The following is a 26,804-nucleotide window of genomic DNA, read 5'->3' as shown; positions in this document are numbered from 1 at the left end:
GTCAGAAGGGCAGCACGTTCATGAAGAAGCGGCCGAGCCAGGGCATGACCTGCGACTCCTGCTGCGCGCCGCGCCCGCGCGACTCGATGCGCACGTTGGCCACCTGCAGCGAGTTCACCACGCTGCCGGCCTGGATCGAGCGCGGGTCGACCGTGCCCGAGAAGCGCAGCACGTCGACGTTCTGGTTCACGCCGATCTGCTTCTCGCCCGTCACCACCAGGTGGCCGTTGGGCTGCACGTCGACCACCGTGGCGGTGATCGAGCCCTGGAAGGTGTTGGCGCTCTCGGTGCCGCCCTTGCCTGCGAAGTTGTTGGCCGAGTCGGCGTTCACGCTGGCGCGCTTGAAGGAGTTGGCCGACAGCAGCGGGAAGGCGCTGATGCCTGCGTCGATGCCGCTCTTCTTGTCGATGGTCGAGGTCGACTTCTGGCTCGCGCTCACGTTCTCGACGATCAGGATCGTCACCGTGTCGCCCTGCATGCGCGCGCGGCGGTCCTCGAACAGCGGGCGGTAGCGCACCGACTGGAACAGGCTGCCGGTGGGCGCGCGGCTCACGGCCGCGGCCGGTGCCTGCGGCGCCAGCGCGGGCGCAACGGTCGGCGGCATGTCGACCTGCGGCGTCTGGGCCAGCGTCGAGCAGCCGGCGACGAAGGCGCAGGCCAGCGCGGCCGATGCGAGGCGAAGAAGGGCCGACATCAGAGCTGCCCTAATTTCTGCAGCATCTGGTCGCTGGTCTGGATCGCCTTCGAGTTCATCTCGTAGGCGCGCTGCGTCTGGATCATCGACACGAGCTCCTGCACCACGTTCACGTTCGAGGTCTCCAGGAAGCCCTGCATCACCGTGCCCAGGCCGTTGGTGCCGGCCGTGCCGCCGTTGGGCTGGCCCGAGGCCGCGGTCTCGGCATAGAGGTTCTCGCCGCGCGGCTCCAGCCCGGCCGGATTCACGAAGTTGGCCAGCGCCAGCGTGCCAATGTTCTGCGGCGCGGCGTTGCCCGAGAGCGTGGCCGACACCGTGCCGTCGGTCGCGATGCTCACGCTGATGGCGTTCGGCGGCACCGTGATGCCGTTGGCCACGGGCAGGCCGGACGAGGTGACCAGCCGGCCCTGCGCATCGACCTGGAACGAACCGTCGCGCGTGTAGCCGATGGTGCCGTCGGGCTGCGTGACCTGGAAGAAACCGTTGCCCTTGACCGCCACGTCGAGCTGGTTGTTGGTCTGCTGCATGCTGCCCTGCGTGAACGAGCGGCTGGTGGCCACCGTGCGCACGCCCAGGCCCAGCTGCAGGCCGGTGGGCAGCTGCGACTGCTCGGTGCTGTTGGCGCCGACCTGGCGCAGGTTCTGGTACATCAGGTCCTCGAACACCGCGTTGGCGCGCTTGAAGCCGGTGGTCGAGACGTTGGCCAGGTTGTGCGAGATGACGTCCAGCTGGGTCTGCTGGGCTTCCATGCCGGTCTTGGAGATCCAGAGCGAATTGATCATGGCGAATGAGATCCTGGTGCGCGGGCGGTCAGCCCACGTTGAGCAATTGGGCGGCCGACTTGTCCGAGGTCTCGGCGGTCTGGAGCAGGCGCATCTGCTGCTCGAACTGTCGGGCGGCGGCGATCATTCCGACCATGGTCTCGATCGGGTTCACGTTCGAGCCCTCGAGCGCGCCGGTCTCCAGGCGCGCGCCGGCATCGTTGGCCAGCGGGTTGAGCGAGGCGGTGCGGAACAGGCCGTCCTCGCTGCGCACGAGCCGGTCTTCGGCGGTGGCGCTGGCGAGCTTGATGCGGCCGATGGTGGAGGAGGGCGTGCCCGGCGTCTGCGCGCTCACCGTGCCGTCGCTGCCCACCGAGATGTCGGCGCCCGGCGGCACGTCGATCGGTGCGCCGCCGTCGGACAGCACCATCAGGCCGCTGGTGGTCATCAGCGTGCCCTCGGGCGACACCTGGAAGGCGCCGGCGCGGGTGTAGGCCTCGGTGCCGTCGAGGCCCTGCACCGCGAACCAGGCGTTGCCCTGCGCGGCCATGTCGAGCGTGCGGCCGGTGCGCTGGATGGCGCCGGGCTTCTCGTCGTGGCCCGAGGTGGCTTCCATCGCGAACACGCGCGTGGTCGCGCCGTCGCCGCGCAGCGGCACCGCACGGAAGGTCGACAGCTCCGCGCGAAAGCCCTGCGTCGAAGCGTTCGCCAGGTTGTTGGCGAGCACGCTCTGCCGCTGGGCGGCGGCGCTGGCGCCGCTCATGGCGGTGTAGATCAGGTGGTCCATCGCGCGGCGTCCGTTGTCGTCCCGGCCGTGCTCAGCGCAGGTTCACCAGCGTGGACATCACCTGGTCCTGCGTCTTGATGGTCTGCGCGTTGGCCTGGTAGGCGCGCTGCGTGGTCATCATGTTGACCAGCTCGGCGGTGAGGTCGACGTTCGACTCTTCCAGCGCGCCGGAGCGCAGGTGGCCGAAGGTGCCTTCGCCCGGCGCGCCGCGCACCGGCTGGCCCGAGGCGAAAGTCTCGCTCCAGTAGCCCGAGCCCGTGGGCGCCAGGCCCTGGTCGTTGCGGAAGTTCACCAGCGCGAGCTGGCCGGCGGCCTGCGTCTGGCCGTTGGAGTAGGTGGCGGTGACGACGCCGTTGTCCTCGATCTTCATGCCCACCAGCTGGCCCGCGGTGTAGCCGTTCTGCTGCAGGTCGGCCACCGAGAAGCGCGCGTTCACCTGGGTCATCTTGCTCAGGTCGAGCGAGGCGGTGAAGGTCTGCGACGGGTCGTTGGGCGAGACCAGCGTGAGGTTCGGGATGGTCGAGTTCGCGAGGTCCAGGCTGCCGTCGGTCTTGAACTTGAGCTGGAAGGGCGTGGACGCGGACGGCGCGCTGCCGTTGATGCTGGTGTAGACGTTCCACTCGTTGTTGGCCGTCTTCTGGAAGTACAGGCCCACCGGCACTTCCAGGCCCTGCGAATCGAAGGCCGTGAGCGAGGTGCCGTAGGTGGTGAGCGGCGTGGGCGGCGTGGCGGTCGAGGCGACCACGGCCGCGGCGTCGAGCGTGATCTCGGCCATCATCGAACTGGTCTGCTTGGCCGGGATCGGCGTGCCGGTGGGCAGGCGCAGCGGCTGCACGTCGAAGCTCTGGCGCACGCCGTTGGCGTTGGTCGGGTAGCCCATCAGTGCGGCACCACTGTTGGTGATGATGTTGCCTTCCTTGTCCAGCTTGAAGTTGCCGGCGCGGGTGTAGGCGGTGGTGCCGTCGCTGTTGCGCACCTGGAAGAAGCCGCCGCCGTTGATGGCCACGTCGAGGTCGTTGCCCGTGATGCTCAAGGTGCCCTGCGAGAACTGCTGCGTCACCGCGCCCACCGACACGCCGAGGCCGACGTTGGTGCCGCCCAGGCTGCCGGCCGAGCTCGCGTAGATCTCGGCGAACTCGGCGCGCGAGGACTTCATGCCGGTGGTGCCGGCGTTGGCGATGTTGTGCCCGATCACGTCGAGGCTGCGGCTGGCCGCGTTCAGACCGGAAAGCGCTTGCTGAAAGCTCATGAGGAATGCTCCTGGAAATGAAGGGGCGCGTTCAGAGAACCGAACGCACGCTGGCGTACGGCTTGACGCCAGCCGCAAGCAGGGTGAGGGTGAGGCCGTCGGCGCCGCTGCCGACCGCGACCACCTTGTCGTGCATCAGCGCGGTGGCCTCGACGGTGGCCGAGCCGTTGGTGGCCACGACCTTGAAGTTGAGTTCGGTGTCTTCGGGGTACTTGCTGGCGTCGACGCTGAAGCCGTGCTGGCCGGCCTCGAGCGCGCCCAGCGACAGCGTGTCGATCACCTTGCCGCCCGGCGTGAGCACCTGCACTTCGACCTTGCTGGCCTTGCCCGCGAGCTCGATGGCGCCGATGCCGGTCTTGCCTTCGCTGTCGAAGGCCAGCTTGTTGCCTTCGATGAGCACGCCGTGGCCGACCAGGTTGCCGGCCTGCAGCACCTGCATCGCGCCCATCTGCGTCGACATGCTCTTCATCGTGTCGTTGAGCTGCTGGATGCCGGTGACCGTGTTGATCTGCGCGATCTGCGAGGTCATCTGCGCGTTGTCCATCGGATTCATCGGGTCCTGGTTGCTCAGCTGCGCGACCAGCAGCTTGAGGAAGCGGTCCTGCGCCTCGGTCGAGCCGTTGGTGGTCAGCGACGAGGCGTCGGCGCTGCTCGTGGGCTTGTAGGTGGCGGTGCCGGCGATGCCGGAGGTGGCGGTGGTGGCGGTCATGGGGTGTTCACTGGCCGATCTGCAGCGTCTTGAGCAGCAGCGTCTTGGCCGTGTTCATGACTTCGACGTTGTTCTGGTACGAGCGCGAGGCGGAGATCATGTTGACCATCTCCTCCACCGCGTTCACGTTGGAATGGGTGACGTAGCCCTGGGCATCGGCCATCGGGTTGACCGGGTCGTGCACCTTGCGGCCGGGGGCCTGGTTCTCGGTGATCGCGTCGACGCGCACGCCGGGTGCGTTGTCCGCGCCCATGGCGACCGTCTGGAACACCACCTGGCGCGCCTTGTAGGGCTGGCCGTCGGGGCCGGCCACCGCATCGGCGTTGGCCAGGTTGCTGGCCACCACGTTGAGGCGCTGCGACTGCGCGCTCACCGCGCTGCCCGAAATCCCGAAGATGGAGAACATCGACATGGTCATTGACCCTGGATGGCCGCCAGCATGGTCTTGCCGTGGCCGTTGATGAAGCGCAGCGTGGCTTCGTAGCGCACCGCGTTGTCGGCGAAGGCGGCGCGTTCGCGGTCGAGGTCCACGCTGTTGCCGTCCATCGTGGGCTGGGTCTGCACCGTGTAGTCGCGCGGCAGGTTGCTGCCGCCGAGCGAGGCGCTGCTGTTGCTGCTGCTGCCCAGCGGGATGTGGCGCGCATCGCTGCGGCCGCTGGCCAGGGTCGGGCCGCCGACACCGGCCGTGCTGCCGGTGGCGTCCTTGAGTGCATCGGAGAAGGCGAAGTCGCGTGCCGCGTAGCCGGGCGTGTCGGCGTTGGCGATGTTGCCGGCGATGGCGCGCTGGCGTTCGGCGCGCAGCACCAGGGCCTTCGAATGGAAGTCCAGCGTGTTCGTCAGTTTGTCCAGCATGTGTTCGTCCTCGCCATCGCAAAGGGCCCGGTCCGGGCCGTGCAGAAATTGTGAAAGCACGGGCCGAGCGGGAAGCGCCGAGAAAAGGGGGGATTCGCGGCCTGTTCCCGGCTTAGTCCGGCGCGCGCCTGCCTACAGTTGCCTGCACCTTCGATCCACCGTCGCCTGTCCGTCGCCTTCCGCGCCGACGGCTGTGCCGGGAGCCTCCATGCCCTTGTTCTCGTCCTCCTTCTCCCTGCTTCGCACGCGTGTGCCGGGCCGCCTGTGGGCGGCTGCGCTGTGCATCGCACTGCCCGCTGCGGCCCAGCAGGCGCCCTCGGACGGTGCCGTCGTCGGTCCCGAGTTCGTGGCCAGCACCCAGCACTGGCTGGACGAGGCCGTGGCCAAGGCGCAGGCCGGCAACCCCGCGCCGCTGCGCATGGAAGTGAGCATTGGCTCGCTGGATTCGCGGCTGCGGCTCGCGCCGTGTTCGCGCGTCGAGCCCTACGTGCCGGTGGGCGTGCGGCTCTGGGGCCGCGGCCGGCTGGGCCTGCGCTGCGTCGAGGGCGGTGGCCGCTGGAACGTGTTCCTGCCGCTGACCGTCAAGGCCTTCGGCCCGGCCTGGGTGCTGCGTGACAACGTGCTGGCCGGCGCCGTGCTGACCGAGGCGGATGCGGTCGAGGAGGAGGTCGACTGGGCCGCCGAGATCTCTCCCGTGGTCGCCGATCCGGCCCAGTGGGTCGGCACCGTCGCCAGCCGTGCGCTGGTCGCGGGCCAGCCGATCCGCCAGTCGATGGTCAAGGCCGCGCAGGCCTTCCAGGCCGGCTCCCAGGTGCGGGTGGTGGCGCAGGGCCCGGGCTTCGAGATCAGCTCCGATGCCCAGGCGCTGGCCGCGGGCGTGGTCGGGCAGCCGGTGCGCGTTCGCATGGAGAATGGCCGCATCACGCAGGGCGTGGTGCAGGACACGCGCACCGTGCGGCTGGCCATGTAGGCGCCGACCGCCGGCGATCTTTACAAAAGGCTGCTGCAAAAAGAATTCAAGTTTCCATCCGCCCCGCCGAAACCCATGGAACGACCCCGCCGAATGGGGTCATTGGAGTCAGCGATGAAGATCAATCCACTGAACGATGCCGCGCTGGCGGCAGCCGCCCTCGGCGCCGCCCGGCCCGAGCGCCCGGCCGCAGGCGTGGGCAGCAGCAGCGGTGCCACGGGGGCCGGGGTGCCCGTCACCGTGTCGGCGGCCGCGCGTTCGCTGGAAGTGACCTCCGCTGGCAGCGGGATCGACGAAGCCAAGGTGGCCGCGGTCAAGGCCGCCATCGCCGACGGCAGCTTCACCGTGAATCCCGGTGCCATCGCCGACAAGCTCCTGGCCAATGCCCAGGAAGTCCTGAGCCGCACCCGGAGCTGAGCATGCCCGACACCCGTGAATCCGTGGAACTGCTGCTGAGCGACGTCGAGCAGCAGCTCGACCAGGTCGATGCGGCCCTGCTCGACAGCGACCCCTCCCGCATGAGCGAACTCTGTGCCGACATGCGGCGCGCGGCGGTGGCCTTCGCCGGTGCGCTGCAGGCCGCGCTCTCGGCCGAGGCCTTCGACACCGGCTTCCGCAGCCGCATCGAGACCGTGGCGCGCCGCCTGGCGCTGCAACGCGAGGGCCTGGCACGCCGCAGCGCATCGGTCGACCGCGTGCTGGCGTCGCTGGTGCGTCCGGCGCCCAGCCCCACCTACGCCATCCCCGGTGCAAGGGGCATGGCCCCGGCGCATTAGGCCTCCCCCGAGGGCTTGCGCACTGCGTGTCGCATCGCCTTCCCCCATCAGGGGGCGACACCGACGGCCCGGCGAAGCCGGTTCCGTGGTGTCTCTGGCATTTTCTAATGTGATCGCATCTTGGCGCGCAGCCGTGCGATGGACTGGCTGTGCAGCTGGCACACGCGCGATTCGGTCACGCCCAGCACCGCCGCGATCTCCTTGAGGTTCATGTCCTGCTCGTAGTACATGCCCATGATGAAGCGCTCGCGCTCGGGCAGGGCTTCGATGGCCGTCACCAGCGCGGCGCGCAGGCGCTGGTCCTTGAGCAGGCTCAGCGGATCGGCCTCGGCGTCGGCCACGTTGGCGTGGCGTTCGAGAAAGCCTTCGTCGTCGCCGTCGGTGCCGCCGCCCATGTCCTCCAGGTACACCAGCTGCGTGCCGCGCACCCGCCCCAGCAGCGACTGGTAGTCGGCCAGCGGCATCTTGAGTTCGGCCGCGATCTCGGACTCGACCGGCGCGCGGCCCAGCCGGTGTTCGAGCCGGTGCACCGCCTTCTCGATGTCCTTCTGGCTCTTGCGCGAGCCGCGTGAGAGCCAGTCGCCCTCGCGCAGCTCGTCGAGCATCGCGCCGCGGATGCGCTGCGTGGCGAAGGTCTCGAACTGCACGCCCTGGCTGGCCTCGTAGCGCGACAGCGCATCGGCCAGGCCGATCATGCCGACCTGGATCAGGTCGTCGACCTCCACGTTGGGTGGCAGCTTGGCGATCATGTGATGCGCCAGCCGCTGCACCAGCGGCACGTATTGCTTGATCAGCGCATCCCGATCGAGATGGCCGCGTGGTGTGTACATCTGTGCAGAAAAAGTGGCTGCATGCATGGTCGGTTCAACTCCGGGCCGCGGGCCTCAGACGGCGCATGCGGCAGGCGAGAAGAAGAAGTCCATGTCGGCGGTGCGCGGGTCGAAGGGCGAGCGCTGCGCCGCGCGCATCGAGCTGCGCACCAGCGCCTCGGCGTCGGGCGCCTGCCAGTCCTCGGGAATGCGCTGGCCGTCGCCCACGCCGCGCAGCTGGAGCTGGTGGCGGATCAGCACGTCGAGCGCCGGGCCGAGCTTGGAGGCCTCGTCGATCTTGGTCAGCACGGCCTGCTGCGTGCCGCCCGGCTTGAAGGCGGTCGCGATGTCGTCGAGCGTGTCGCCGTGCGCGCCGGCGTTGAGCACCAGCACGCGCTGGATCGCGGGCAGGTCCAGCAGGTCGAGCAGCTCGCGCCGGCGCAGGTCGCGCGGCGCGATGCCGGCGGTGTCGATCAGCACCAGGCGCTTGCCCGACAGCAGGCCCAGCATCTCCTGCAGCGCGGCACGGTCATGGGCGAGGTGCGCCACCACGCCCAGGCCGCGGCCGTAGGCGCGCAGCTGCTCGTGCGCGCCGGCGCGGTGGGTGTCGAGCGTGATCAGGCCCACGCTGCTGGTGCCGTGCTGGCGCGCGCACTGCGCCGCCAGTTTGGCGATGGTGGTGGTCTTGCCGACGCCGGTGGCGCCGATCAGCGCGAACACGCCGCCTTCCTCGGGAATCGTCGGCGCATCGGCCACGATGGGCAGCATGCGCTGCAGCGCCTCCATCACCGCGCGCACCGTGTCGCCGACGTCGATGCCGCAAGGGATGGGCTCGAGCACCGTACGCGCCAGGGTGGGCGAGTAACCCGCGCGCACCAGCTTGAGCATCAGGTTCGAGTGGATCGGGTCCTGCCGCGCCTGGCCCAGCCAGGCCAGCGTGTTGAAGCGCTCTTCCATCAGCCGCTTGAGACCGTCGAGTTCGTCGAGCACGGCGCGCGAGGTGTCGGGGGCCGCGGGTGCGGCGACCGGCGCGGCGGGCAGCTCGATCGGTGCCGGCACGGCCACGGGAGCGGCGATGGCGGCACGCGGCGGCGGCGGCGCCTTGTCTTCGCGCGGCACGGCGGCCGGCGCCGGCTGGCCGTGCTGGCGCCGCAGCATGCGCTCGCGCACATAGTCCTGGAAGGACAGCGTGCTCATCGCCAGCTGTTCGACGTCGGCCTGCACGCCATCTTCCGCGACCGGCGCGGGCGCGGCCTCGGGCGTGGCCGCGGCTTCGGCCGCCGGCGCCTCGGCCGCCGTCTCCAGCGGCGCCAGCGCCTCTTCCGTCGCGGCCATCACCTCGACGCCGGTCGGCACCTGGCGGTTCGACAGGATCAGCGTCGCGTCGCCGAAGGCGGCGCGCGCCAGGGCCAGGGCCTCGCGGGCGGTCGGGGCGTGGAAACGCTGGATGTTCATGCGGCTCATGGATGGGTCCTCCGTGCGGCGCGTTGCGGCGCCAGCGGTCTGCAAATGTGGGGTGTCGGTGCGCTCGGGTGCGGTGTCCATGGCGCTCATGCGCCAGCGCCACGCAGGATCGGGCCGATGCGGATCGTGTGGGTCTCAGGGATCTCGCTGTGCGCGAGCACCTGCAGCCGCGGTGCCGCGCGCTTGACCAGGCGCGCGATGGTGCTGCGGATCGCATCGGGCACCAGCAGGCAGGCGGGCACGCCTTTCTCTTCCTGCTTGAGCGCCACTTCGGCCGCGGTGCGCGTGAAGACCTCGGCCACGCCCGGATCGAGCGAGGGCGCCTGCGCATTGCCCAGCGCCTGCATCAGCAGCCGCTCGAAGCCGGGTTCGATCGCGATCACGTCGAGCTCCTTCACCGGGCCGTAGATCTGCTGCACGATGGCCGGCGCCAGCGCGGTGCGCACGCGGCGCGCGAGTTCCTGCGGGTCGGTGGTGCTGCCTGCGTGCTCGGCCAGCGTCTCGACGATGGTGCGGATGTCGCGGATGTTCACGGATTCGTCCAGCAGCAGCTGCAGCACCTTCTGGAAGGTGGCGATCGGCACCAGCTTGGGCACGACTTCCTCGATCAGTTTGGGCGCCAGCTTGCTCACGTGTTCCACCAGTTGTTGGGTCTCGGTGCGGCTGAGCAATCGCGCGGCCTGCACCTGCATCAAATGTGACAGGTGGGTCGCCATCACGGTCTCCGAATCAACGACCGTGAAACCGCCCATTTGTGCGGCTTCCTTCTGGCGCTCCTCGATCCAGTGCGCGGGCAGGCCGAAGGCCGGGTCGGTGGTCGGCGTGCCGATCAGCGGCGTGGTCAGGCCGCCCGGATTGATCGCCAGGTACATGCCCGGAAAGGCCTCGCCCTCGGCCACCACCACGCCGCGCAGGGTCACGCGGTAGCCGCTGGGCTTGAGCTCGAGGTTGTCGCGCACGTGCACGGCCGGCGGCAGGAAGCCCACCTCCTGCGCGAACTTGCGTCGCACGCCCTTGATGCGCGTGAGCAGGTCGCCCTGGCGGTTCTTGTCGACCAGCGCGATCAGGCGGTAGCCCAGCTCCAGGCCCAGCAGGTCGACCGGCTGCAGGTCGTCCCAGGTGGCTTCGGCGTCGGGCGCCGGGGCCGCGTGGACCGCCGCAGCCTCGACCGGTGCGGGCCGGCGGTGGATGCTCCAGGCGCCGTAGCCCAGCAGCGCGGCCATGCCCAGGAACACCACGTGCGGCATGCCCGGCACGATGCCCAGCAGGCCCAGGATGCCGGCCGTCAGGCCCAGCACGCGCGGCGAGGTCAGCAGCTGCTGCACGATCTGGCGGCCCACGTCTTCCTCGCGGCCCACGCGCGAGATCACCATGGCCGCGGCCACCGAGATCAGCAGGCCGGGGATCTGCGCCACCAGGGCATCGCCCACGGCCAGCAGCACGTAGGTGTCGGCGGCCTTGCCGGGCGACAGGCCGTGCTGCAGCACGCCGATGGCGAAGCCGCCCACGATGCTGATGACCAGGATCAGGATGCCGGCGATGGCGTCGCCGCGCACGAACTTCGAGGCGCCGTCCATCGAGCCGAAGAAGTTGGCTTCTTCCGCGACTTCGGCGCGCCGGCGGCGGGCTTCCTTCTCGTCGATGTTGCCCGAGTTGAGGTCGGCATCGACCGCCATCTGCTTGCCCGGCATCGCGTCGAGCGTGAAGCGCGCCGACACTTCGGCGATGCGCTCCGAGCCCTTGGTCACGACCACGAAGTTGATCACCACCAGGATCGCGAAGACGATCAGGCCGACCGCGAAGTTGCCGCCGATCAGGAAGTGGCCGAAGGCCTCGATCACCGCGCCGGCCGCGCCCGGGCCGGTGTGGCCCTCGAGCAGCACCACGCGCGTCGAGGCCACGTTGAGCGACAGCCGCATCAGCGTGGTCAGCAGCAGCACGCTGGGAAAGGCCGCGAAGTCCAGCGGCCGCACCATGTAGGCCGCGACCATCATCACCATCAGTGCGACTGCGATGTTGAGCGTGAAGAAGCCGTCGAGCAGCCAGGGCGGGATCGGCAGCACCATCAGCGCCAGGATCGCGATCACCAGCAGCGGTGCGGCGGCGCGCTGGAACACGCCGCCGTTCGTGCCCAGCCAGTGGCGGGCGGAGGCGAAGGTCGGGGTCATGCGGTGGTCTTCTTGCTCAGCGGATCGAGTTCGGGCGGCACCTCGGGCGTCGGCACGGCCTGGGGCATCGGGCCTTCACCGCGCATCGCGGCCTTGAGGCGGTAGACATAGGCCAGCACCTGTGCCACCGCGGTGAACAGGCTGGCCGGAATGGCCTGGTCGATCTCGGCATGCGCGTACAGCGCGCGCGCCAGCATGGGCGACTGCACGACCGGGATCTTGTGTTCGTTGGCGATCTCGCGGATCTTCATGGCCAGCACGTCGGCGCCCTTGGAGATCACCTGCGGCGCGCTCATCGTCGCGTCGTCGTAGCGCAGCGCCACCGCGAAGTGGGTCGGGTTCATCAGGATGAAGTCGGCGCGCGGCACGGCCGTGATGCTGGCGCGCTGCGAGATCTCGCGCGCGGTGCTGCGCTGGCGGCCCTTGGTGTGCGGGTCGCCGTCGGATTCCTTGTGCTCCTGCTTGATCTCCTGGTGCGACATCTTGAGCTTGGCGCGATGGAAGAAGGCCTGCAGCGGCACGTCGACCACCGCGGTCGCGAGCACCACCAGCAGCACCAGGCTCAGGCCCGAGACCAGCCAGTCGCCCAGCGCACGCAAGGCCGAAGGCGAAGGCTGCAGCACCAGCCGCGCGATGGTGTCGAGCGAGTTGCTGATGAACAGCCAGCCCACGAAGGCCATCAGCGCCGACAGGAACACCAGCTTGGCGACGTTGAACAGCTGCTGCTTGGAGAACAGGTTGGCCAGCCCCGAGAGCGGGTTGAGCCGGCTCAGGTTGGGCATGATCGACTTGGTGCTGGCGACCCAGCCGCCGGCGGCCACCGCGCTCACCACCGCGGCCGCGATCACGATCGCCGCGAAGGTGGTGCACAGCAGCAGCCCCACGCCGGCGAACTGGCTCAGGCGCTTGAGCATCTCGCCCGGCTCGGTGAGCGTGGCGTGGTCGAACACCAGGGCCTTGATCAGCGCCGAGCGCAGTTGCTCGAAGCCGGTCGGCGCCAGCAGCAGCAGGGCCACGGCGCCGGTGCCCACCACCGCGAGGTGCGAGAGGTCGCGCGAGCGCGCCGCCTGGCCGTCCTTGCGTGCCTGGTCCAGCTTGCGCTGGGTGGCGGGGAGTTGGCGGTCCTGGCTGCTGGATTCCATGGCGATGCGTTGTGCGTTGCCATGAATTGTCCGCAGCGGAGGCGAAATCTAAAGGGCGATAAGGAGGGGGAAAGCGGCTGTTTCCAACGCCTGTTCCCAGCGCCTGCGGTCGCTACTGCGCGGCAGGCGTCTTCGCGTCGCGTGCGATCTGTTCCTGGATCGCCTTCACCGCATCGTTGCCTTCGATGCGTCCGCCGCCGAACAGCCGCGACTCGGCATCGCGCGTGAGCACCGTCACGCTGATGCGGCGGTTCACGGGCGCGAGCTTGTTGTCCTTGTCGAGCAGGTCGCTGGCCGCGAGGCCGACCACGCGCACCAGCTTGTCGTCGGGCATGCCCGAGCCCACGAGCTCGCGGCGCGAGGCGTTGGCGCGGTCGGCCGAGAGTTCCCAGTTGCCGTAGCCGCGGTCGCCGTTGCCGTAGGGCGCGGCATCGGTGTGGCCGGCCAGGCTCACGCGGTTCTCGATGCCGTTGAGTGCGGTGCCGATCTCGTGGAGGATGTCGCGCATGTAGGGCTTCACCAGCGCGCTGCCGCTGTCGAACATCGGCCGGTTCTGCTCGTCGACGATCTGGATCTCCAGGCCGTCGACCGTGACCTGCAGCCGGATCTGCGAGCGGTAGTCGCGCAGCTTGGGGTTGGCCTCGATTAGCGCCTCGATCTTCGCGCGCAGCGCCGACATGCGGCGCGCATCCTGGCGCGCCTGCTCGCTCTTCTTGTCTTCGGCCAGCACCGAGGTCTGCTTGCCCGGCGCATCCGACTGCTTGACCTGGCCGTTGGTACGCGTCAGGTCCTTGCCGCCGCCGGTCACGATGCTCGAACTGCTGCCCGAACCGGGCCCGCCGGCCATCTCGACCTTGAACGGCGAATGGAAGTACGAGGCGATGCCCTGCAGGTCGCCCTTGGCCGTCGAGCCCAGCAGCCACATCAGCAGGAAGAAGGCCATCATCGCGGTCACGAAGTCCGCATACGCGATCTTCCAGGCGCCGCCATGGTGGCCGTGCGAGATCTTCTTGACCCGCTTGATGATGATGGGCTGCAGCTTCTTGCTGCCTTGCGACGTCGCCATGTCAGTGAAACCTCATGCGATGGAGTGACCCGCACCGGCCGCAACCGGGGCGCAGAAGGCGCATCGGGGGTGGTTCATTTCTTCTTCACGTAGGCCTCGAGTTCGGTGAAGCTCGGGCGTTCGGTCGTGAACAGCACCTTGCGCCCGAACTCGATCGCGGTCGTCGGGTTGTAGCCCTGCATGCTCGCGAGCAGCGTGCTCTTGATGCACTGCAGTTCCTTGGTGCTGTCCTCGGCCTTCTGCTCGAGCAGGCCGCCCAGCGGCTCGACGATGCCGTAGGCCAGCAGGATGCCCAGGAAGGTGCCGACCAGCGCCGAGCCGATCATCGCGCCCAGCACCGCCGGCGGCTGGCCCACCGAGCCCATGGTGTTGACCACGCCCAGCACCGCGGCCACGATGCCGAAAGCGGGCAGGCCGCCGGCCAGGCGCGCGATGGCGGCGACCGGCGCATGCGATTCGGCATGGTGCGTCTCGATCTCGCTCTCCATCAGCGACTCGATCTCGTGCGCGTTGAGGTTGCCCGACACCATCATGCGCAGGTAGTCGGTCATGAACTCGACGATGTGGTGGTCGCTGCCCAGCTTCGGGTACTTCTGGAACAGCGGCGATTCGGCCGGCGACTCGACGTCTTTCTCGATCGACATCAGGCCGTCCTTGCGCGCCTTCTGCAGGATGTCGTAGAGCAGCGCCATCAGTTCGAGGTAGCGCGCCTTGGTGTACTTCGAGCCTTTGAAGGCCTGCGGCAGCATCTTCAGCGTGCCCTTGAGCACCTTGGGCTGGTTGTTCACGACGAAGGCGCCGAGGGCGCCGCCGCCGATCACCATCAGCTCAATCGGCAGGGCGTGCAGCACCACGTCGATGTTGCCCCCGTGGATGATGTATCCACCGAAGATGCAGCCGAGGGCAACGAGGTAACCGATGATGACGAACATGGCGCGGTCTGGGATTCAGTGGCCCCCATTGGGCCTTGGGAAGCGGGTCGACGGTCCATGAATAAGGGCCCTCGAAGGGCCCCTATTCCTTTCTTAGCGTCCGCCTCACTGCAGCGGGAGGCTGGCAGCGGCGGCGCCCTTGCCGGCGCGTGCCGGCGGCTCGCACAGGCCGCACACGAAGTGGCGCGTGTTCTCGTAGGGCTCGGTCACGAAGTGGCCGCCGCACTTGGAGCAGGGCGTCATCGCCAGCATCTTGTTTTCCATGAAGCGGACCAAGCGCCAGGCGCGCGTGATCGACAGCTGCGGCTCGAGTCCGCAGGTCTGGATCTGTTCGGTGTACAGCTGGAAGGCCTTGATCAGCGCGTCGATGGGCTCGAGCGGGCTGGTCTTCATCAGGTGCGTGTAGATGTTCTGGAACAGCGAGGCATGGATGTTCGGCTGCCAGGTCAGGAACCAGTCGGTCGAGAAGGGCAACTGGCCCTTCGATGGCGACTTGCCCGCGACTTCCTTGTAGAGGCGCAGCAGGCGTTCGTAGGAAAGCTCGGTCTCGCTCTCCAGCACCTGCAGGCGGGCGCCCATCTCGATCAGGCTGACGGCGCGCTCGATCTGGCGCGACTCGTTGCGAATGCTCTTGTGCGTGGCCATGTTCGCTGGGTTTTGCTTCGGTATTTTTTCAGAACGCCGTTTCGGCGAAGCGGCTCGACATCAGGATGCTGGCGTGCAGCCGCGTGGTCGATTCGTTGACCGTGCGCGTGGCCACGGTCTGGTTCGTGAGCAGGTTCCACACCATGTCGTCGCCGGCGCGGAAGCGGCACAGCAGCATGGTGTCGGAAGCCAGCTTCATGATCTGTGCCGGCGACAGCATCTCGATCAGGTCGGCGGATTCCTCCGAGATCCCGAGCCGGAACAAGGCCTGGGCCTTGTCCTGCCGGATCAGGTTCTGCGCCAGCATCAGGTAGGTGAGGTTGGCCTCCTTGATCTCCGCCAGCATCTGTTCGCTTGTCATCTGCATCCCTTTTCAGGCCCGAGGCCCAGTCGTTCGATGGGCTCGATTCTGGTGGGAGTAACAAAATCTTTAATAGGTAAAATTCTGTAAACAGATGTTTTTTCGCTGACAGGCCTGCAAGGGAAATTCCTACGTCATAAGTATGCATTTGGATTTTTTAAACGCTAAAGAATTACTTTTCTTTGGCCGGTAAAAAAGCGAACGCAATCCTAGGTATTCATTATTTTCCGAGCGACGGGATGCCGTCGCGGCACCGCGGCGCGCCGATGGCGGCCGAGCGATGCGCATTTCCGTGACTTTGTTACAGCCTCGGCGCCGCTTGTTGCGAACCGCCAACGAGCGCCGCCGCGCGGCCAGCGATGGCCTTCCACACCCTCCGATGCCGTCGTTCGGATTTCTTGAGGGTGCAAAGCAAAAAATAAAAGCCTCAAGCGCGGGCCTCAAGCACCCGAAAACCACCCATCGGGCCACACAACGCGGTTCGACCGGCGGCCAGTGTCATCGACTGGCATTGGCAGCGATGCCGCAACTCAACGTTCTTCTTCAGGAGTTTCCATCATGGCTTCGATCATCAACACCAACATCAGCTCCCTCAACGCCCAGCGCAACCTGATGAGCAGCCAGAACTCGCTGGCCACCTCGATGCAGCGCCTGTCGTCGGGCCTGCGCATCAACAGCGCCAAGGACGACGCCGCCGGCCTCGCCATCTCGGAACGCATGACCGCGCAGATCAAGGGCCTGACCCAGGCCGGCCGCAACGCCAACGACGGCATCTCGCTGGCGCAGACCGCGGAAGGCGCACTGGGCACCATCGGCAACAACCTGCAGCGGATTCGTGAGCTGGCGGTGCAATCGCGCAATGCGACCAATTCGAGCGACGACCGCCAAGCACTGCAGAAGGAAGTGAACCAGCTCAAGAGCGAAATCGACCGCGTGGCGACGCAGACCTCGTTCAACGGCACCAAGCTGCTGGACGGCAGCTTCACGGCCCAGACCTTCCAGGTCGGTGCCAACCAGGGCGAAACCATCTCCATCGCCGGTATCGCCAACTCGACCACGGCCACCCTCGGCAGTTGGACCTCGGGCGCCACAACCACCTACACGCAAACCACCACCAACGGTGCCGCCGCCACCGCATTCGGTAGCTCGTTCTCGATGTCGATCAACGGCGTGAACATTGCGGCCCCGGGTCAGGCATCGGCAGGTGCCGCCACCACCGCGCTGAAGACCTACTTCGACGCCGCCAAGGCCGCCAACCCCGGCGCGCTGGCCAACGTGTCGATGGCTGCCGACGGCAAGATCACCTCGACCGACGCGACGCTGACGATCTCCAACCTCGTCAACATCGGCGGTGTGACCGCCGGCACGAGCAACGGGGCCGCCACGGTGGTGGCCGGCACGGCGCAGACCGGTATCGGCGGCGTGGACATCTCGACCCAGGCCGGCGCCGACGACGCGTTGCTGGCCATGGACGCCGCACTGAAGTCGGTGAACTCCTCGCGCGCCGACCTCGGCGCCATCCAGAACCGTTTCGAATCGGTGGTGTCGAACCTCGCGACCACGGCGGAAAACCTGACCGCCTCGCGCAGCCGCATCCAGGACGCCGACTTCGCGGCCGAAACCGCCAACCTGTCGCGCTCGCAGATCCTGCAGCAGGCCGGCACCGCGATGGTGGCCCAGGCCAACCAGCTGCCGCAAAGCGTGATGGCGCTGCTGCGCTGATCGCCGATAAGGCGTGAACAGGGGGCTCTTCGCGGGCTTCCTGAGCGTTTCACTCCAGGGCGGCGAACGGACAATTCCGTTCGCCGCCTTTTCGCTTGGCGCGTACACGGAGAACACCAATGGCAATCACATCGACAGGCCTGGGCAGCGGGCTCGAGGTCGAGAACATCATCACGCAGCTGATGGCGCTCGAGAAGAAGCCGCTGACCTCGCTGCAGACCAAGGCCAGCACGATCGACAGCAAGATCTCCGCCTTCGGCACGGTGAAGTCGCAGCTCTCGACCCTGTCCGATGCGGTGACGGCGTTGTCGAAGGCCTCGACCTGGAACGCCAAGACGGTGAGTTCCAGCAATGCCGCGGCCGTGTCCGCCACGGTGGCCAATGGCACCAACGCATCGGTGAGCTCGTTCAGCGTGACCGTCTCGCAGCTGGCGCGCACCCAATCCATCTCCTCGGCCCCCGTGACCAACGGTGCGACCGTGGGCAGCGGCACGCTGACCTTCTCGCTGGGCACCTGGAGCGCCGGCGCCACGCCGGCCTTCGCGCAGGGTGCAACCGCCGCCGTGTCGGTCGACATCGCCGCCACGGACACGATGGCCGACATCGCCTCGAAGATCAACAAGGCCGGTGCCGGCGTGACCGCCACCGTGCTCAAGGACGTCTCGGGGGACCGGCTCATGATGCGTTCGAGCGTCACCGGCGAGGCCGCGGGCTTTCGCGTGACGGCCAGCGACGACAGCGTCGGCCTGGATGCGCTGAGCTTCGACAATCCTGCGGCTGCTGCCGGGATGGCGGCCAACCCCATCCAGTACGGCCAGAACGCCAAGGCGGCGATCAACGGCGTCGAGATCGAGTCGCCAAGCAACACGCTGGCCGAGACCCTGCCGGGCCTGACGCTCACGCTGTCGCAGGTCACGACCGGGCCGGTGGAGATCACGGCGACGACCGACACCAGCGGCATGCGCACCGCGATCAACACCTTCGTCACCGCCTACAACGCGATGAACCAGATGCTCAACAGCGCCACCAAGTACGACGCGACGACCAAGACCGCCGCGCTGCTGCAGGGCGACGCCACCACCACCGGCCTGCAGGCTGCGCTGCGCAGCCTGGTCGGGTCGCCGTCGGGGGGCGGGGCGCTGCAGTACCTGTCGGACGTGGGCGTGTCCATCGCCCGGGACGGCGCGGGCAACCTTGCGGTCGACACGGCCAAGCTCGACAAAGCGCTCAAGAACCCCGATGCGGTCAAGCAGTTCTTCTCGGCCGAAGCCGGTGCCGACCCCAGCGCCACGGGCTTCGCCACGCGCCTCGCGGCCTTCACCCAGGCCGCCATCGGCGCCGACGGCACGCTGACCGTCAAGACCGATGCGCTCGACGTGCAGAAGAAGGCCAACACCAAGGACCAGGAGCGCGTGAGCGACCGGCTGAGCCTCACCGAGACCCGGCTGCGCAAGCAGTACACCGCGCTCGACACGCAGATGAGCAAGTTGACCGCACTGAACACCTATGTGGCGCAGCAGATCGCGCAATGGAACAAGTCCACGAGCTGAAAGCCCTGAACAGGACAAAAGGCCGTTGATTTTTCGCGTCCGATGCCGATAACAAAGACAAGAACCGCAAAGGACACGCCGCCATGTACACCGCTCCCCATCTCCGCGCAGCTTCGGCCTACAAGACAGTCGGCGCTCAATCCAGCGTCGACGGCGCCGATGCGCACCAGCTCATCGTGCTGGTGTTCGACGGCCTGCTGCAAGCCGTCAATGCGGCACGCGGCGCGTTGACGCGCGGCGAGGTGGCGCTCAAGGGCGAGCAGATCCAGCGCGCGGTGCGCCTGCTCGAGGAAGGCCTCAAGGGCGGTCTCGACATGGCGCGCGGCGGCGAACTGGCCGGCCAGCTGCGTGCGCTGTACGACTACTGCATCGAGCGCCTGACCCTGGCCAACCTCTACAACGACGGTGAAGCGCTGGCCGAAGTCGTGCGCCTTGTCACGCCGGTCGCCGAAGGCTGGAAGGAAATGGGTCGTCAGCGCAGCGCCCAGCCGGCATGATCCGGGTGCAGCTTCGCACGGAGTCTTTTGTCATGCAGGACCGCTTGCTCAACTACTACACGGCCATCGAGGAGGCGAGCCGCCAGATGCTCGAGGCCGCGCGCCGCGAGGACTGGGATGCGGTCGTGCGCTGCGAAGGCGTATGCGCCGTGCTGATCGAGCAGCTGCGCTTCAAGGCCCGCACCGAGGAACTCTCGCGCGAAGACCGCGCCGAGAAGATGCGCGTGATGCAACGCATCCTGCGCCACGACGCCGAGATCCGCACCCTGGCCGAACCTTGGCTGTCGCAGTTCGACCAGCTGCTCGACGGCAAGCTGCAGGTCATCCACTGACCCGCGGCCAAAGCAGCCAACGAAAAAGGGCGCCACGAGGCGCCCTTGTCGTTTCCCCAGCCCTTCCAGCGCGCTCTGTTCGTGAGACACCGCAGAACCGGCTTCGCCGGGCCGCTGGTGTCGCTGTGTGAGAGCGCCCGGGGGGGAGTCCTGGATTGCCAACCGAGCGGCGGTTCTCGGGCCTCTCCCATTCCAGGGACACCACGGAACCGGCTTCGCCGGGCCGTCGGTGTCGCCCCCTGGGGGGAGGCGCCGAAGGCGCTTCGGGGGGTCAGACTTGCATGTTCATGATGTCGGAATAAGCCTGCACCATCCGGTTGCGCACATGCAGCGTGGCCTGGAAGCCGATCTGCGACTTCTGGATCGCGACCATGGTCTCTTCGAGGCTCACGGCCGGATTCTCCATCTGCACTTCGCGCTGCAGCCGCGTGGCCTCGTTCTGCGAGGCGCTGACCGCGTTGAGCGCGCCCGACAGCGCACCGGCAAAGCCGGTTTCCGTGGGTGACTGCGCGGCGCGTGCCAGGGCGGCCGGGGCTGCGGTGATCGGGGCGGTGACGGGAGCGAGGCGAAGGTCCATGGGCTGAATGCTAGGGCGGGGCGGCACGATCGATCGCCGGGAAATGGGTGGGAAAGCAGCGCTTTATCGGCCTTATGTTTTGGGGGGTGGCCCGAATAATCGGCAGCGGGAAGTCATCTGGCTTTCTGCCGCCTACCGATCGAGCCCATGTCCGCTGTCGCCGAACTTCCTGTCGCCGCTCTCTCCGCACCACCCGCACCCTGGGCTGGCCGGCTCGCCTCGCTCGACCGCCGCCAGCGCATGCGCCTGGCCGTGGGGGCGGTGGTGCTGGTGGCCATCGCCATCGCGGCGATCGTGCTGGGCCGCCAGCCCGACTGGCGCGTGCTCTATGCCAACCTGAGCGACAAGGACGGTGGCGCGGTGGTCGCGCAACTCGCGACCATGAACGTGCCCTACAAATATTCCGAAGGCGGCGGCGCGGTGATGGTGCCGTCCGACAAGGTGCACGACGTGCGCCTGCGCTTGGCCTCGCAGGGCCTGCCCAAGGGCTCGGTCGCGGGTTTCGAGCTGATGGAGAACAACCGTTTCGGCATGACGCAGTTCCAGGAGAAGCTGAGCTTCCAGCGCGGCCTCGAAGGCGAGCTGACGCGCTCGATCCAGGCGCTGGGCTCGGTGCAGAGCGCGCGCGTGCACCTGGCGCTGCCCAACCAGAACGGCTTCTTCCGCGAGCAGCAGAAACCCTCGGCTTCGGTGTTGCTGAGCCTGTACCCGGGCCGCGTGCTCGAGCGCAGCCAGATCGCGGGCATCGTGCATCTGGTCGCCTCCAGCGTGCCCGAACTCAGCCCCGGCGCGGTCAGCGTGCTCGACGACAGCGGCAAGCTGCTGTCGAACACCGGCGACGGCCCCGGCGGCGCGGCGGGCGCGGTCGACGGCCAGCAGCTGGCCTACGTACAGCAGCTCGAGCAGCAGTACACGCGCCGCATCCTCGACATCCTCGAGCCGGTGGTCGGACGCCAGAACGTGAAGGCGCAGGTCACGGCCGACGTCGATTTCTCGCAGACCGAGGCCACCTCGGAAGAACACCGGCCCAACCTCTCGGCCGATGCCAGCGCGGTGCGCAGCCAGCAGACCGTCGAGAGCCATGGCGCCGCGGCGGCCGGTGCGGCGGCCGCCACGGGCGTGCCGGGCGCGACCTCCAACCAGCCGCCCGGTGCCTCGTCGGCCCCGATCAACGGCGCGGCCGCGCCGCTGGCACCGACCGGCACCGCGGCCGCCACGCCCGATGCCGCCGCCAAGACGCCGGGCAAGCGCGAGTCGATCATCAACTACGAGGTCGACAAGACGGTGAAGACCGTGCGCGGCGCGACCGGCCAGATCCGCCGCCTGAGCGCCGCGGTGGTGGTGAACTACCAGAGCATCGCCGACGCGCAGGGCAAGGCCAGCGCCACCGCGCTCACGCCCCAGCAGATCGAGCAGATGACCGCACTGATCCGCGAGACCATCGGCTTCAACAAGGAGCGCGGCGATTCGGTGAACCTGATGAACACGCCCTTCCTGGTCGAGGCCGGCACGCCGGTCGAGCTGCCGCTGTGGAAGCGCCCCGAGGTGCTCGACCTGGTGCGCAGCTTCGCCTGGCCCGTGGGGCTGGCGGTGATCGGCCTGATCGTGCTCTTCGGCCTGGTGCGCCCCGGCCTCAAGGCGATCGCGGTTGCGGCGCCGACGCCGCCCGCGCTGGTGCCGCTGCCCGGCGCGCAGCTCAGCGCGATGGTGTCGGAGACGCCGCTGCGGCCCGCGCTCGCCTCGCCCGAAGCCGCGCAGGCGCTGCCCTCGCCCTCGCAGGAGGTGCCCGAGCAGGCCCGGCTCGAAGGCGCGCGCCAGATGGCGCGGCAGAACCCGGTGGCGGTGGCGAACATCGTCAAGAGCTGGGTCAACGGCGATGCCGCTGCAGGAGCCTGACCCGTGGCCATGGACGAACAAGGACTCAACGACGCGGCGATCCTGCTGATGTCGCTCGGCGAAGAGGAAGCCGGCCAGGTGCTGCGCCATCTCTCGCCGCGCGAGGTGCAGAAGATCGGCGAGACCATCGCCAAGACCCGCGCCGTCTCGCGCGAACGGCTGGGCGAGGTGGCCGACCGCTTCATCTCCGCGACCGCCGGCCAGAGCCTGTTCGCAGCCGACACCGGCGACTACGTGCGCTCGATCATGCAGCACGCGCTGGGCCACGAGAAGGCCACGATCCTGGTCGACCGCATCCTGCAGGCGCCCGACCTGAGCGGCATCGAGAACCTCAAGTGGATGGACGCGCCCTCGGTGGCCGAGGTGCTCAAGGTCGAGCACCCGCAGATCGTCGCGGCCATCCTGGTGCACCTGGAGCCCGAGCATGCCTCGGCCATCCTGGTGCAGCTGCCCGAGTCGCAGCGCGCCGAGGTGCTGCTGCGCGTGGCCACGCTCGAGGGCATCCAGCCCGCGGCGCTGGAAGACCTCAACGAGGTGATGTTCCGCGTGCTGCAGGGTGGCGCCAAGATCCGCAAGGCCTCGCTGGGCGGCGCCAAGACCGCGGCCGGCATGATCAACATGCTGGGTGCGGGCATCGACACCCGGGCCATCGACGCGATCCGCGCGCACGACCCCGACCTGGCGCAGCAGATCGCCGACCTGATGTTCGTCTTCGACGACGTCATGAAGCTGGACAACAAGTCGCTGCAGCTGGTGCTCAAGGAAGTGGCTTCGGAGACGCTGATCGTCGCGCTCAAGGGCGCGGCCCCGGCGCTGCGCGACAAGTTCCTGGCCAACATGTCCTCGCGCGCGGCCGAGGCCCTGCGCGAAGACCTCGAGTCGCGCGGCCCGCTGCGGCTGTCGGAGGTCGAGGCGCAGCAGAAGGAAATCCTCAAGGCCGTGCGACGCCTGGCCGACGAAGGCCAGATCGTGCTGGGCGGCGGCGCCGACGGCGGTTTCGTCTAGAGAAGGCAGGCGATGCGCGGCACCTTCATCCCCAGCGAGGACATCGCCGGCTTCTCGCGCTGGCAGTTCGCCACCGTCGGCCCCACGGGCGAGCCGCAGGGCGGCATCGCCGACCCGGCCGCCCTCAGCGAGGCGAAGGCGCAAGGCTTTGCCGAAGGCCATGCGGCCGGGCGGGCCGAAGCCCTGGCCCAGGCGCGTGGCGAGATGGAGGCCTACGTCGCCACGCAGGGCCTGGACACCGCGCAACGGCTGGCCGCGCTGCTGGCCGCAGCCGAGGCCGGCTTGGCCGATGCGCAGCAGGACATCGCGCGCGGCACGCTGGAGATCGCCTGTGCGCTCGCGCGCCAGGTGCTGCGCCACGAACTCGCGACGCAGCCGCTGGCGCTCGAGCCCGTGGTACGCGAGGCGATCGCGTTGCTGCGCGCCGACGGCAGGAGCGCCTGCGTGCGCCTGGCGCCGCCCGACTTCGAGGCGCTCGATGCGCACCTGCGCGCCGAGTTCGCGGGCCAGGCCATGACGGTGGTCTCCGACGCCTCGGTGACGGCCGGCGACTGCCGCGTCGAGTCGGCGGGTGCGGTGGTCGATGGCGGCGTGGCCACGCGCTGGTCGCGTGCGGTCGCGAGCCTGGGGCTGGCGATGCCGTGGCACGAGACGCCGGCCTTGCCCGAGATGGCCGGGGACGATTCGCATGCCGCCTGAACGCGCCGCCTGGCAACGCTTCATGACCGATGCGCGTGCGCGCGTCGAGCAGGCGCCCGGGCTCGAGGTGCAGGGCACGCTCACGCGGCTGGCCGGCCTGGTGCTCGAGGCCACGGGCATCCGTTCGCCGGTCGGCTCGCAGTGCCTGGTGCGCATGGGCGCGCAGCCGCCGGTGCTGGCCGAAGTGGTGGGCTTCGCCAGCGACCGCGCCTTCCTGATGCCCGCGGGCGACGTGCACGGCCTGTCGAGCGGCGCCAGCGTGACGCCGGCGGCGCCCTATGTGCCGGTGCCGCGCCTGGGCGAGCCCGAACGCGAGGTCTCGATGCGCATGGGCGCCCTGCGGCTGCCGCTGGGCCAGGGCCTGCTGGGCCGGGTGGTCGACCCGCAAGGCCACCCGCTCGACCACCAGGGTCCGATGAACGACGTGACGGCCGAGCCGCTGGACCGCCAGCCGATCAACGCGATGGACCGCGACCCGGTGCGCGAACCGCTGGACACCGGCGTGCGCGCCATCAACGCGCTGCTCACCGTGGGCCGCGGCCAGCGCATCGGCCTGTTCGCGGGCTCGGGCGTGGGCAAGAGCGTGCTGCTGGGCATGATGGCCCGCTACACCGAGGCCGACGTGATCGTGGTCGGCCTGATCGGCGAGCGCGGCCGCGAGGTCAAGGAATTCATCGAGGACATCCTGGGCGAGGAGGGCCGTGCCCGCTCGGTCGTGGTGGCCGCGCCGGCCGATGCGCCGCCGCTGCTGCGGATGCAGGGCGCCGCCTATGCGACCGCGATCGCCGAACACTTCCGCGACAAGGGGCAGCATGTGCTGCTGCTGATGGATTCGCTCACTCGCTATGCGATGGCGCAGCGCGAGATCGCGCTGGCCATCGGCGAGCCGCCGGCCACCAAGGGCTACCCGCCTTCGTGCTTCGCCAAGCTGCCGCAGCTGGTCGAGCGCAGCGGCAACGGCCTGCACGGCGTGGGCTCGATCACCGCCTTCTACACCGTGCTGTCCGAGGGCGACGACCAGCAGGACCCGATCGCCGATGCGGCGCGCGCGATCCTCGACGGCCACATCGTGCTGTCGCGCGGGCTGGCCGAGGAGGCGCATTTCCCCGCCATCGATATCGAGCAGTCGGCCTCGCGCGTGATGCACAACGTGGTCGCGCCCGCGCACCTCGATGCAGCCCGGCAGTTCCGCGCCATCTATTCGCGCTACCGCAAGAGCCGCGACCTGGTGCGCCTGGGTGTGTACGTGCCCGGCAGCGACCCGGCGCTCGACGAGGCGATCCGGCTGCAGCCGGCCATGAGCGCCTTCCTGCAGCAGAACATGCACGAGGGCGCCGCCTTCGCGCACAGCGTCGACAGCATGGCCTGGGCGTTGACATGAGACCCCCACCCCACGCGCACACCAAGGAGTCCGTATGTCCGGGATGAATGGATTGGAGCTGGCGATGACGCAGGCGCGCGATCGGCGCGATGCCGCGGCCCAGGGCGTGGCGCAGGCGCTGCAGGGCTGGACCGCCGCCAAGCAGCAGCTCGACCAGCTCGAGAGCTATGCCACCGAATGCACCGAGCGCTGGGCGCGCCAGCAGGCGAACTGCATGCCCGAGATCATGCGGCACCACTACCAGTTCATGGCACGCCTCACGCATGCCATCGGCCTGCAGACCGGCATCGTGGCCGACCATGGGCGCCAGGTCGAACGCGTCTCGGTCACGCTGCGCGCGGCCGAAGCGAGGCTGGAAAGCCTGCGCCAGCTGCATGCGACGCGCCAGCGCAGCGAGCAGATCACGCTGGAGCGTCGCGAGCAGAAGCAATCCGACGAGCGTGCCGCGCTGCAGTACAGCCGGCGCCACGGCAACCCGCTGGGCGGGCTGCTCTGATGGCGGTCGAAGGACTTCGCGCCCCCGCGCCGACGGCGGCTCCGGCCTCTGCACGCGGGCGATCGTCGGCCGAGGCCGCCGATGGCGCGGGCTTCGGTGCCGCGCTGGCCGCCTGCGAGCGCGAGGCGCCGTCCACGGCGGGGCAGGAGGCCGAGGCTGGGACCGGCACCGCTGCCGACGCCACCACGCCCGCAAAGGACAAGGAGCAGGCGGCGACCGAGGCCGCGACGGCCCCAGCGCTCGGCGTCGCGGTGGACGCGCCGACCGGCGACGCCGCGTGGCTGGCCCAGAGCGGCGGCGTGCCGCGCCTGCCGGCCCTCGTGCCGGTGGTCGTGCCGGTGGCCGCGCCGGGACCAACCGCTGCACGCGGCGTCGGGTCCGTGGGCACGGCCGAAAGCAGCGTGAGCGCGCGCACGGCGCCGTCGGCGCAGCCCCTGGCGGCCCACGATGCCGCAACGCCCGGCGTGCCTCCCGCGCCAGCCACCGCAGCCGACGGGCCCACGGCAACCCCGGCCAACGCGCTGCTGCTGCAACAGCAACGCATCGTCCAGCGCGACGCGGCAGCGGCGGCCGAGCCCCCTGCGCGCCAGACGCTCACGGCGCTGGCGCAGCACCCGGGCGCCGAACTGCAGGCGCTGCCCGGCACGGGCCTGGGACTGCTCTCGGCCGAGGCCCAGGGCCTGCCGCGCCGATGGGAGCGGGCTGCCGCTGCGGCCGGCCCGGTCGCCGGCACCGGGCCGTCGTCCGTCGCAGGCAGTGATGCGTCGGCCCCGTCGCCCTTCATGGCGCCGGTCGATGCCGCTTCCGCCGGTGCGTCGCTGGGCCATCCGGGCCTGGCCGAACGCATGACCGAGCAGGTGAGCTGGTGGATGGCGCAAAAGACGCAGGGCGCCGAACTCAGCATGGCGCTCGACGGCCGGCCGGTGTCGGTGAGCGTGAAGCTGCAGGGCAACGAGGCGCAGGTGGTGTTCCGCAGCGACCAGCCCGAGGCGCGCCAGATGCTCACGCAGGCCCTGCCCGAGCTCAAGCAGATGTTCGGCAACGAAGGCCTGCTGCTGTCGCAGGCCTCGGTCGGCAGCCAGGCCCGCGACCCGCAGGGGCAGGGCGGGCCGCCCGCGCGGCCGCCTGGCGCGGGCCGGGCCTCGGCCGGCGCGGTCGATGCGGTCGAGGTGCGGCCCCGGGTCATGGCATTGCGCGCCGACGGCAGCCGCCCCCTCGACCTCTACGTTTGAGGCCGCCATAAGCGCGGCTTTTGCGCCGCTTT

The 26,804-nt window shown here is 69.1% G+C and carries 29 protein-coding genes; 13 read left to right on the top strand and 16 right to left on the bottom strand.

Going from position 1 to position 26,804, the window contains the following annotated elements; translation table 11 throughout:
* Window position 1: 1 nt before the first annotated feature.
* Genes K0H49_RS08905 through flgB form a run of 7 tightly spaced genes read right to left on the bottom strand, consistent with a single transcriptional unit; the run spans window position 2 to window position 5,052 of the window.
* Window positions 2–694, bottom strand: a complete 693-nt coding sequence (locus K0H49_RS08905) for a flagellar basal body L-ring protein FlgH (RefSeq protein WP_219211246.1) — start codon at window positions 692–694, stop codon at window positions 2–4.
* Window positions 694–1,476 carry a flagellar basal-body rod protein FlgG gene (flgG, locus tag K0H49_RS08900; protein ID WP_219211242.1) on the bottom strand — a complete coding sequence of 261 codons (783 nt, stop codon included), beginning with the start codon at window positions 1,474–1,476 and terminating at the stop codon, window positions 694–696. The genes K0H49_RS08905 and flgG overlap by 1 nt, the downstream gene beginning before the upstream one ends.
* A gap of 28 nt (window positions 1,477–1,504) precedes the next feature.
* Window positions 1,505–2,242: a flagellar basal-body rod protein FlgF gene (gene flgF, locus K0H49_RS08895; RefSeq protein WP_219211241.1), complete on the bottom strand. Its 738-nt coding sequence runs from the start codon at window positions 2,240–2,242 to the stop codon at window positions 1,505–1,507.
* Window positions 2,243–2,273: 31 nt separating this feature from the next.
* Entirely contained in the window at window positions 2,274–3,491 is a 1,218-nt protein-coding gene (gene flgE / locus K0H49_RS08890) for a flagellar hook protein FlgE (protein ID WP_219211239.1), read from the bottom strand.
* Window positions 3,492–3,522: 31 nt separating this feature from the next.
* Entirely contained in the window at window positions 3,523–4,200 is a 678-nt protein-coding gene (locus K0H49_RS08885) for a flagellar hook assembly protein FlgD (protein WP_219211237.1), read from the bottom strand.
* Between the two features lie 7 nt (window positions 4,201–4,207).
* A complete protein-coding gene (gene flgC / locus K0H49_RS08880) occupies window positions 4,208–4,612 on the bottom strand; it encodes a flagellar basal body rod protein FlgC (RefSeq protein WP_219211236.1) in 405 nt (134 codons plus the stop codon).
* Between the two features lie 2 nt (window positions 4,613–4,614).
* Entirely contained in the window at window positions 4,615–5,052 is a 438-nt protein-coding gene (gene flgB, locus K0H49_RS08875; RefSeq protein ID WP_219211234.1) for a flagellar basal body rod protein FlgB, read from the bottom strand.
* 208 nt (window positions 5,053–5,260) lie between these two features.
* Between flgB and flgA the strand changes: the two genes are divergently transcribed.
* The 3 genes from flgA (at window position 5,261) to K0H49_RS08860 (ending at window position 6,798) form a co-directional block, all read left to right on the top strand.
* Window positions 5,261–6,022 carry a flagellar basal body P-ring formation chaperone FlgA gene (gene flgA / locus K0H49_RS08870; RefSeq protein ID WP_219211232.1) on the top strand — a complete coding sequence of 254 codons (762 nt, stop codon included), beginning with the start codon at window positions 5,261–5,263 and terminating at the stop codon, window positions 6,020–6,022.
* 114 nt (window positions 6,023–6,136) lie between these two features.
* Window positions 6,137–6,439: a flagellar biosynthesis anti-sigma factor FlgM gene (gene flgM / locus K0H49_RS08865; RefSeq protein WP_219211231.1), complete on the top strand. Its 303-nt coding sequence runs from the start codon at window positions 6,137–6,139 to the stop codon at window positions 6,437–6,439.
* 2 nt (window positions 6,440–6,441) lie between these two features.
* Window positions 6,442–6,798 (top strand): hypothetical protein, encoded by a 357-nt coding sequence (locus K0H49_RS08860; RefSeq protein ID WP_219211230.1) that lies wholly within the window; start codon window positions 6,442–6,444, stop codon window positions 6,796–6,798.
* A 104-nt stretch (window positions 6,799–6,902) separates the two neighbouring features.
* Here the strand turns inward: K0H49_RS08860 and K0H49_RS08855 are convergent, their stop codons facing one another.
* From K0H49_RS08855 to flhD, 8 genes are all read right to left on the bottom strand, one after another.
* Window positions 6,903–7,628, bottom strand: a complete 726-nt coding sequence (locus K0H49_RS08855) for an RNA polymerase sigma factor FliA (protein ID WP_219211229.1) — start codon at window positions 7,626–7,628, stop codon at window positions 6,903–6,905.
* Between the two features lie 54 nt (window positions 7,629–7,682).
* Window positions 7,683–9,062 (bottom strand): flagellar biosynthesis protein FlhF, encoded by a 1,380-nt coding sequence (flhF, locus tag K0H49_RS08850; protein ID WP_219213152.1) that lies wholly within the window; start codon window positions 9,060–9,062, stop codon window positions 7,683–7,685.
* Window positions 9,063–9,157: 95 nt separating this feature from the next.
* Window positions 9,158–11,239: a flagellar biosynthesis protein FlhA gene (flhA, locus tag K0H49_RS08845; RefSeq protein WP_219211228.1), complete on the bottom strand. Its 2,082-nt coding sequence runs from the start codon at window positions 11,237–11,239 to the stop codon at window positions 9,158–9,160.
* Window positions 11,236–12,381 carry an EscU/YscU/HrcU family type III secretion system export apparatus switch protein gene (locus K0H49_RS08840; RefSeq protein WP_219211227.1) on the bottom strand — a complete coding sequence of 382 codons (1,146 nt, stop codon included), beginning with the start codon at window positions 12,379–12,381 and terminating at the stop codon, window positions 11,236–11,238. The genes flhA and K0H49_RS08840 overlap by 4 nt, the downstream gene beginning before the upstream one ends.
* 112 nt (window positions 12,382–12,493) lie before the next feature.
* Window positions 12,494–13,447 (bottom strand): flagellar motor protein MotB, encoded by a 954-nt coding sequence (gene motB / locus K0H49_RS08835; protein WP_219211226.1) that lies wholly within the window; start codon window positions 13,445–13,447, stop codon window positions 12,494–12,496.
* A gap of 74 nt (window positions 13,448–13,521) precedes the next feature.
* On the bottom strand, window positions 13,522–14,379 hold the full coding sequence (gene motA, locus K0H49_RS08830; protein WP_219211225.1) for a flagellar motor stator protein MotA: 858 nt from the start codon (window positions 14,377–14,379) through the stop codon (window positions 13,522–13,524).
* A 105-nt stretch (window positions 14,380–14,484) separates the two neighbouring features.
* Entirely contained in the window at window positions 14,485–15,024 is a 540-nt protein-coding gene (gene flhC, locus K0H49_RS08825; protein WP_219211224.1) for a flagellar transcriptional regulator FlhC, read from the bottom strand.
* Window positions 15,025–15,052: 28 nt separating this feature from the next.
* Window positions 15,053–15,385, bottom strand: coding sequence for a flagellar transcriptional regulator FlhD (flhD, locus tag K0H49_RS08820; RefSeq protein ID WP_219211222.1), 333 nt, complete (start codon window positions 15,383–15,385; stop codon window positions 15,053–15,055).
* Window positions 15,386–15,943: 558 nt separating this feature from the next.
* Between flhD and K0H49_RS08815 the strand changes: the two genes are divergently transcribed.
* From K0H49_RS08815 to K0H49_RS08800, 4 genes are all read left to right on the top strand, one after another.
* Window positions 15,944–17,107, top strand: a complete 1,164-nt coding sequence (locus K0H49_RS08815) for a flagellin (protein ID WP_219211220.1) — start codon at window positions 15,944–15,946, stop codon at window positions 17,105–17,107.
* A 119-nt stretch (window positions 17,108–17,226) separates the two neighbouring features.
* Window positions 17,227–18,657 (top strand): flagellar filament capping protein FliD, encoded by a 1,431-nt coding sequence (gene fliD, locus K0H49_RS08810; protein WP_219211219.1) that lies wholly within the window; start codon window positions 17,227–17,229, stop codon window positions 18,655–18,657.
* Between the two features lie 83 nt (window positions 18,658–18,740).
* Window positions 18,741–19,154 (top strand): flagellar export chaperone FliS, encoded by a 414-nt coding sequence (gene fliS, locus K0H49_RS08805; RefSeq protein ID WP_219211217.1) that lies wholly within the window; start codon window positions 18,741–18,743, stop codon window positions 19,152–19,154.
* 32 nt (window positions 19,155–19,186) lie between these two features.
* Window positions 19,187–19,486, top strand: a complete 300-nt coding sequence (locus K0H49_RS08800) for a flagellar protein FliT (protein WP_219211215.1) — start codon at window positions 19,187–19,189, stop codon at window positions 19,484–19,486.
* 271 nt (window positions 19,487–19,757) lie between these two features.
* On the opposite strand, the gene fliE is transcribed toward K0H49_RS08800, so the two are convergent.
* On the bottom strand, window positions 19,758–20,063 hold the full coding sequence (gene fliE / locus K0H49_RS08795) for a flagellar hook-basal body complex protein FliE (protein WP_219211213.1): 306 nt from the start codon (window positions 20,061–20,063) through the stop codon (window positions 19,758–19,760).
* A gap of 147 nt (window positions 20,064–20,210) precedes the next feature.
* Here fliE and fliF point away from each other — a divergent pair, with 147 nt between their 5' ends.
* The 6 genes from fliF to K0H49_RS08765 are packed head-to-tail and all read left to right on the top strand — an operon-like array spanning window position 20,211 to window position 26,772.
* A complete protein-coding gene (gene fliF, locus K0H49_RS08790; RefSeq protein ID WP_219211209.1) occupies window positions 20,211–21,959 on the top strand; it encodes a flagellar basal-body MS-ring/collar protein FliF in 1,749 nt (582 codons plus the stop codon).
* Window positions 21,960–21,968: 9 nt separating this feature from the next.
* Entirely contained in the window at window positions 21,969–22,964 is a 996-nt protein-coding gene (gene fliG / locus K0H49_RS08785) for a flagellar motor switch protein FliG (protein WP_219211208.1), read from the top strand.
* Between the two features lie 12 nt (window positions 22,965–22,976).
* Window positions 22,977–23,663 (top strand): FliH/SctL family protein, encoded by a 687-nt coding sequence (locus K0H49_RS08780; RefSeq protein WP_219211207.1) that lies wholly within the window; start codon window positions 22,977–22,979, stop codon window positions 23,661–23,663.
* A complete protein-coding gene (gene fliI / locus K0H49_RS08775; protein ID WP_219211206.1) occupies window positions 23,653–25,044 on the top strand; it encodes a flagellar protein export ATPase FliI in 1,392 nt (463 codons plus the stop codon). The genes K0H49_RS08780 and fliI overlap by 11 nt, the downstream gene beginning before the upstream one ends.
* A 34-nt stretch (window positions 25,045–25,078) precedes the next feature.
* Window positions 25,079–25,540, top strand: a complete 462-nt coding sequence (locus tag K0H49_RS08770; protein WP_219211205.1) for a flagellar export protein FliJ — start codon at window positions 25,079–25,081, stop codon at window positions 25,538–25,540.
* Window positions 25,540–26,772 (top strand): flagellar hook-length control protein FliK, encoded by a 1,233-nt coding sequence (locus tag K0H49_RS08765; RefSeq protein WP_219211203.1) that lies wholly within the window; start codon window positions 25,540–25,542, stop codon window positions 26,770–26,772. Before K0H49_RS08770 ends, K0H49_RS08765 begins: the two co-directional genes overlap by 1 nt.
* The last annotated feature ends 32 nt before the right edge of the window (window positions 26,773–26,804 follow it).

The organism is Variovorax boronicumulans, assembly GCF_019352895.1.
Lineage (GTDB): Bacteria > Pseudomonadota > Gammaproteobacteria > Burkholderiales > Burkholderiaceae_C > Variovorax > Variovorax boronicumulans_A.
This window is presented reverse-complemented; position numbering and strand designations above follow the sequence as displayed.

Excerpts from the sequence above, each read along its gene's own strand:
- K0H49_RS08905 (WP_219211246.1), bottom strand. The coding sequence starts at position 694 with ATGTCGGCCCTTCTTCGCCTCGCATCGGCCGCGCTGGCCTGCGCCTTC.
- flgG (WP_219211242.1), bottom strand. The coding sequence starts at position 1,476 with ATGATCAATTCGCTCTGGATCTCCAAGACCGGCATGGAAGCCCAGCAG.
- flgF (WP_219211241.1), bottom strand. The coding sequence starts at position 2,242 with ATGGACCACCTGATCTACACCGCCATGAGCGGCGCCAGCGCCGCCGCC.
- flgE (WP_219211239.1), bottom strand. The coding sequence starts at position 3,491 with ATGAGCTTTCAGCAAGCGCTTTCCGGTCTGAACGCGGCCAGCCGCAGC.
- K0H49_RS08885 (WP_219211237.1), bottom strand. The coding sequence starts at position 4,200 with ATGACCGCCACCACCGCCACCTCCGGCATCGCCGGCACCGCCACCTAC.
- flgC (WP_219211236.1), bottom strand. The coding sequence starts at position 4,612 with ATGTCGATGTTCTCCATCTTCGGGATTTCGGGCAGCGCGGTGAGCGCG.
- flgB (WP_219211234.1), bottom strand. The coding sequence starts at position 5,052 with ATGCTGGACAAACTGACGAACACGCTGGACTTCCATTCGAAGGCCCTG.
- flgA (WP_219211232.1), top strand. The coding sequence starts at position 5,261 with ATGCCCTTGTTCTCGTCCTCCTTCTCCCTGCTTCGCACGCGTGTGCCG.
- flgM (WP_219211231.1), top strand. The coding sequence starts at position 6,137 with ATGAAGATCAATCCACTGAACGATGCCGCGCTGGCGGCAGCCGCCCTC.
- K0H49_RS08860 (WP_219211230.1), top strand. The coding sequence starts at position 6,442 with ATGCCCGACACCCGTGAATCCGTGGAACTGCTGCTGAGCGACGTCGAG.
- K0H49_RS08855 (WP_219211229.1), bottom strand. The coding sequence starts at position 7,628 with ATGTACACACCACGCGGCCATCTCGATCGGGATGCGCTGATCAAGCAA.
- flhF (WP_219213152.1), bottom strand. The coding sequence starts at position 9,062 with ATGAACATCCAGCGTTTCCACGCCCCGACCGCCCGCGAGGCCCTGGCC.
- flhA (WP_219211228.1), bottom strand. The coding sequence starts at position 11,239 with ATGACCCCGACCTTCGCCTCCGCCCGCCACTGGCTGGGCACGAACGGC.
- K0H49_RS08840 (WP_219211227.1), bottom strand. The coding sequence starts at position 12,381 with ATGGAATCCAGCAGCCAGGACCGCCAACTCCCCGCCACCCAGCGCAAG.
- motB (WP_219211226.1), bottom strand. The coding sequence starts at position 13,447 with ATGGCGACGTCGCAAGGCAGCAAGAAGCTGCAGCCCATCATCATCAAG.
- motA (WP_219211225.1), bottom strand. The coding sequence starts at position 14,379 with ATGTTCGTCATCATCGGTTACCTCGTTGCCCTCGGCTGCATCTTCGGT.
- flhC (WP_219211224.1), bottom strand. The coding sequence starts at position 15,024 with ATGGCCACGCACAAGAGCATTCGCAACGAGTCGCGCCAGATCGAGCGC.
- flhD (WP_219211222.1), bottom strand. The coding sequence starts at position 15,385 with ATGACAAGCGAACAGATGCTGGCGGAGATCAAGGAGGCCAACCTCACC.
- K0H49_RS08815 (WP_219211220.1), top strand. The coding sequence starts at position 15,944 with ATGGCTTCGATCATCAACACCAACATCAGCTCCCTCAACGCCCAGCGC.
- fliD (WP_219211219.1), top strand. The coding sequence starts at position 17,227 with ATGGCAATCACATCGACAGGCCTGGGCAGCGGGCTCGAGGTCGAGAAC.
- fliS (WP_219211217.1), top strand. The coding sequence starts at position 18,741 with ATGTACACCGCTCCCCATCTCCGCGCAGCTTCGGCCTACAAGACAGTC.
- K0H49_RS08800 (WP_219211215.1), top strand. The coding sequence starts at position 19,187 with ATGCAGGACCGCTTGCTCAACTACTACACGGCCATCGAGGAGGCGAGC.
- fliE (WP_219211213.1), bottom strand. The coding sequence starts at position 20,063 with ATGGACCTTCGCCTCGCTCCCGTCACCGCCCCGATCACCGCAGCCCCG.
- fliF (WP_219211209.1), top strand. The coding sequence starts at position 20,211 with ATGTCCGCTGTCGCCGAACTTCCTGTCGCCGCTCTCTCCGCACCACCC.
- fliG (WP_219211208.1), top strand. The coding sequence starts at position 21,969 with ATGGACGAACAAGGACTCAACGACGCGGCGATCCTGCTGATGTCGCTC.
- K0H49_RS08780 (WP_219211207.1), top strand. The coding sequence starts at position 22,977 with ATGCGCGGCACCTTCATCCCCAGCGAGGACATCGCCGGCTTCTCGCGC.
- fliI (WP_219211206.1), top strand. The coding sequence starts at position 23,653 with ATGCCGCCTGAACGCGCCGCCTGGCAACGCTTCATGACCGATGCGCGT.
- K0H49_RS08770 (WP_219211205.1), top strand. The coding sequence starts at position 25,079 with ATGTCCGGGATGAATGGATTGGAGCTGGCGATGACGCAGGCGCGCGAT.
- K0H49_RS08765 (WP_219211203.1), top strand. The coding sequence starts at position 25,540 with ATGGCGGTCGAAGGACTTCGCGCCCCCGCGCCGACGGCGGCTCCGGCC.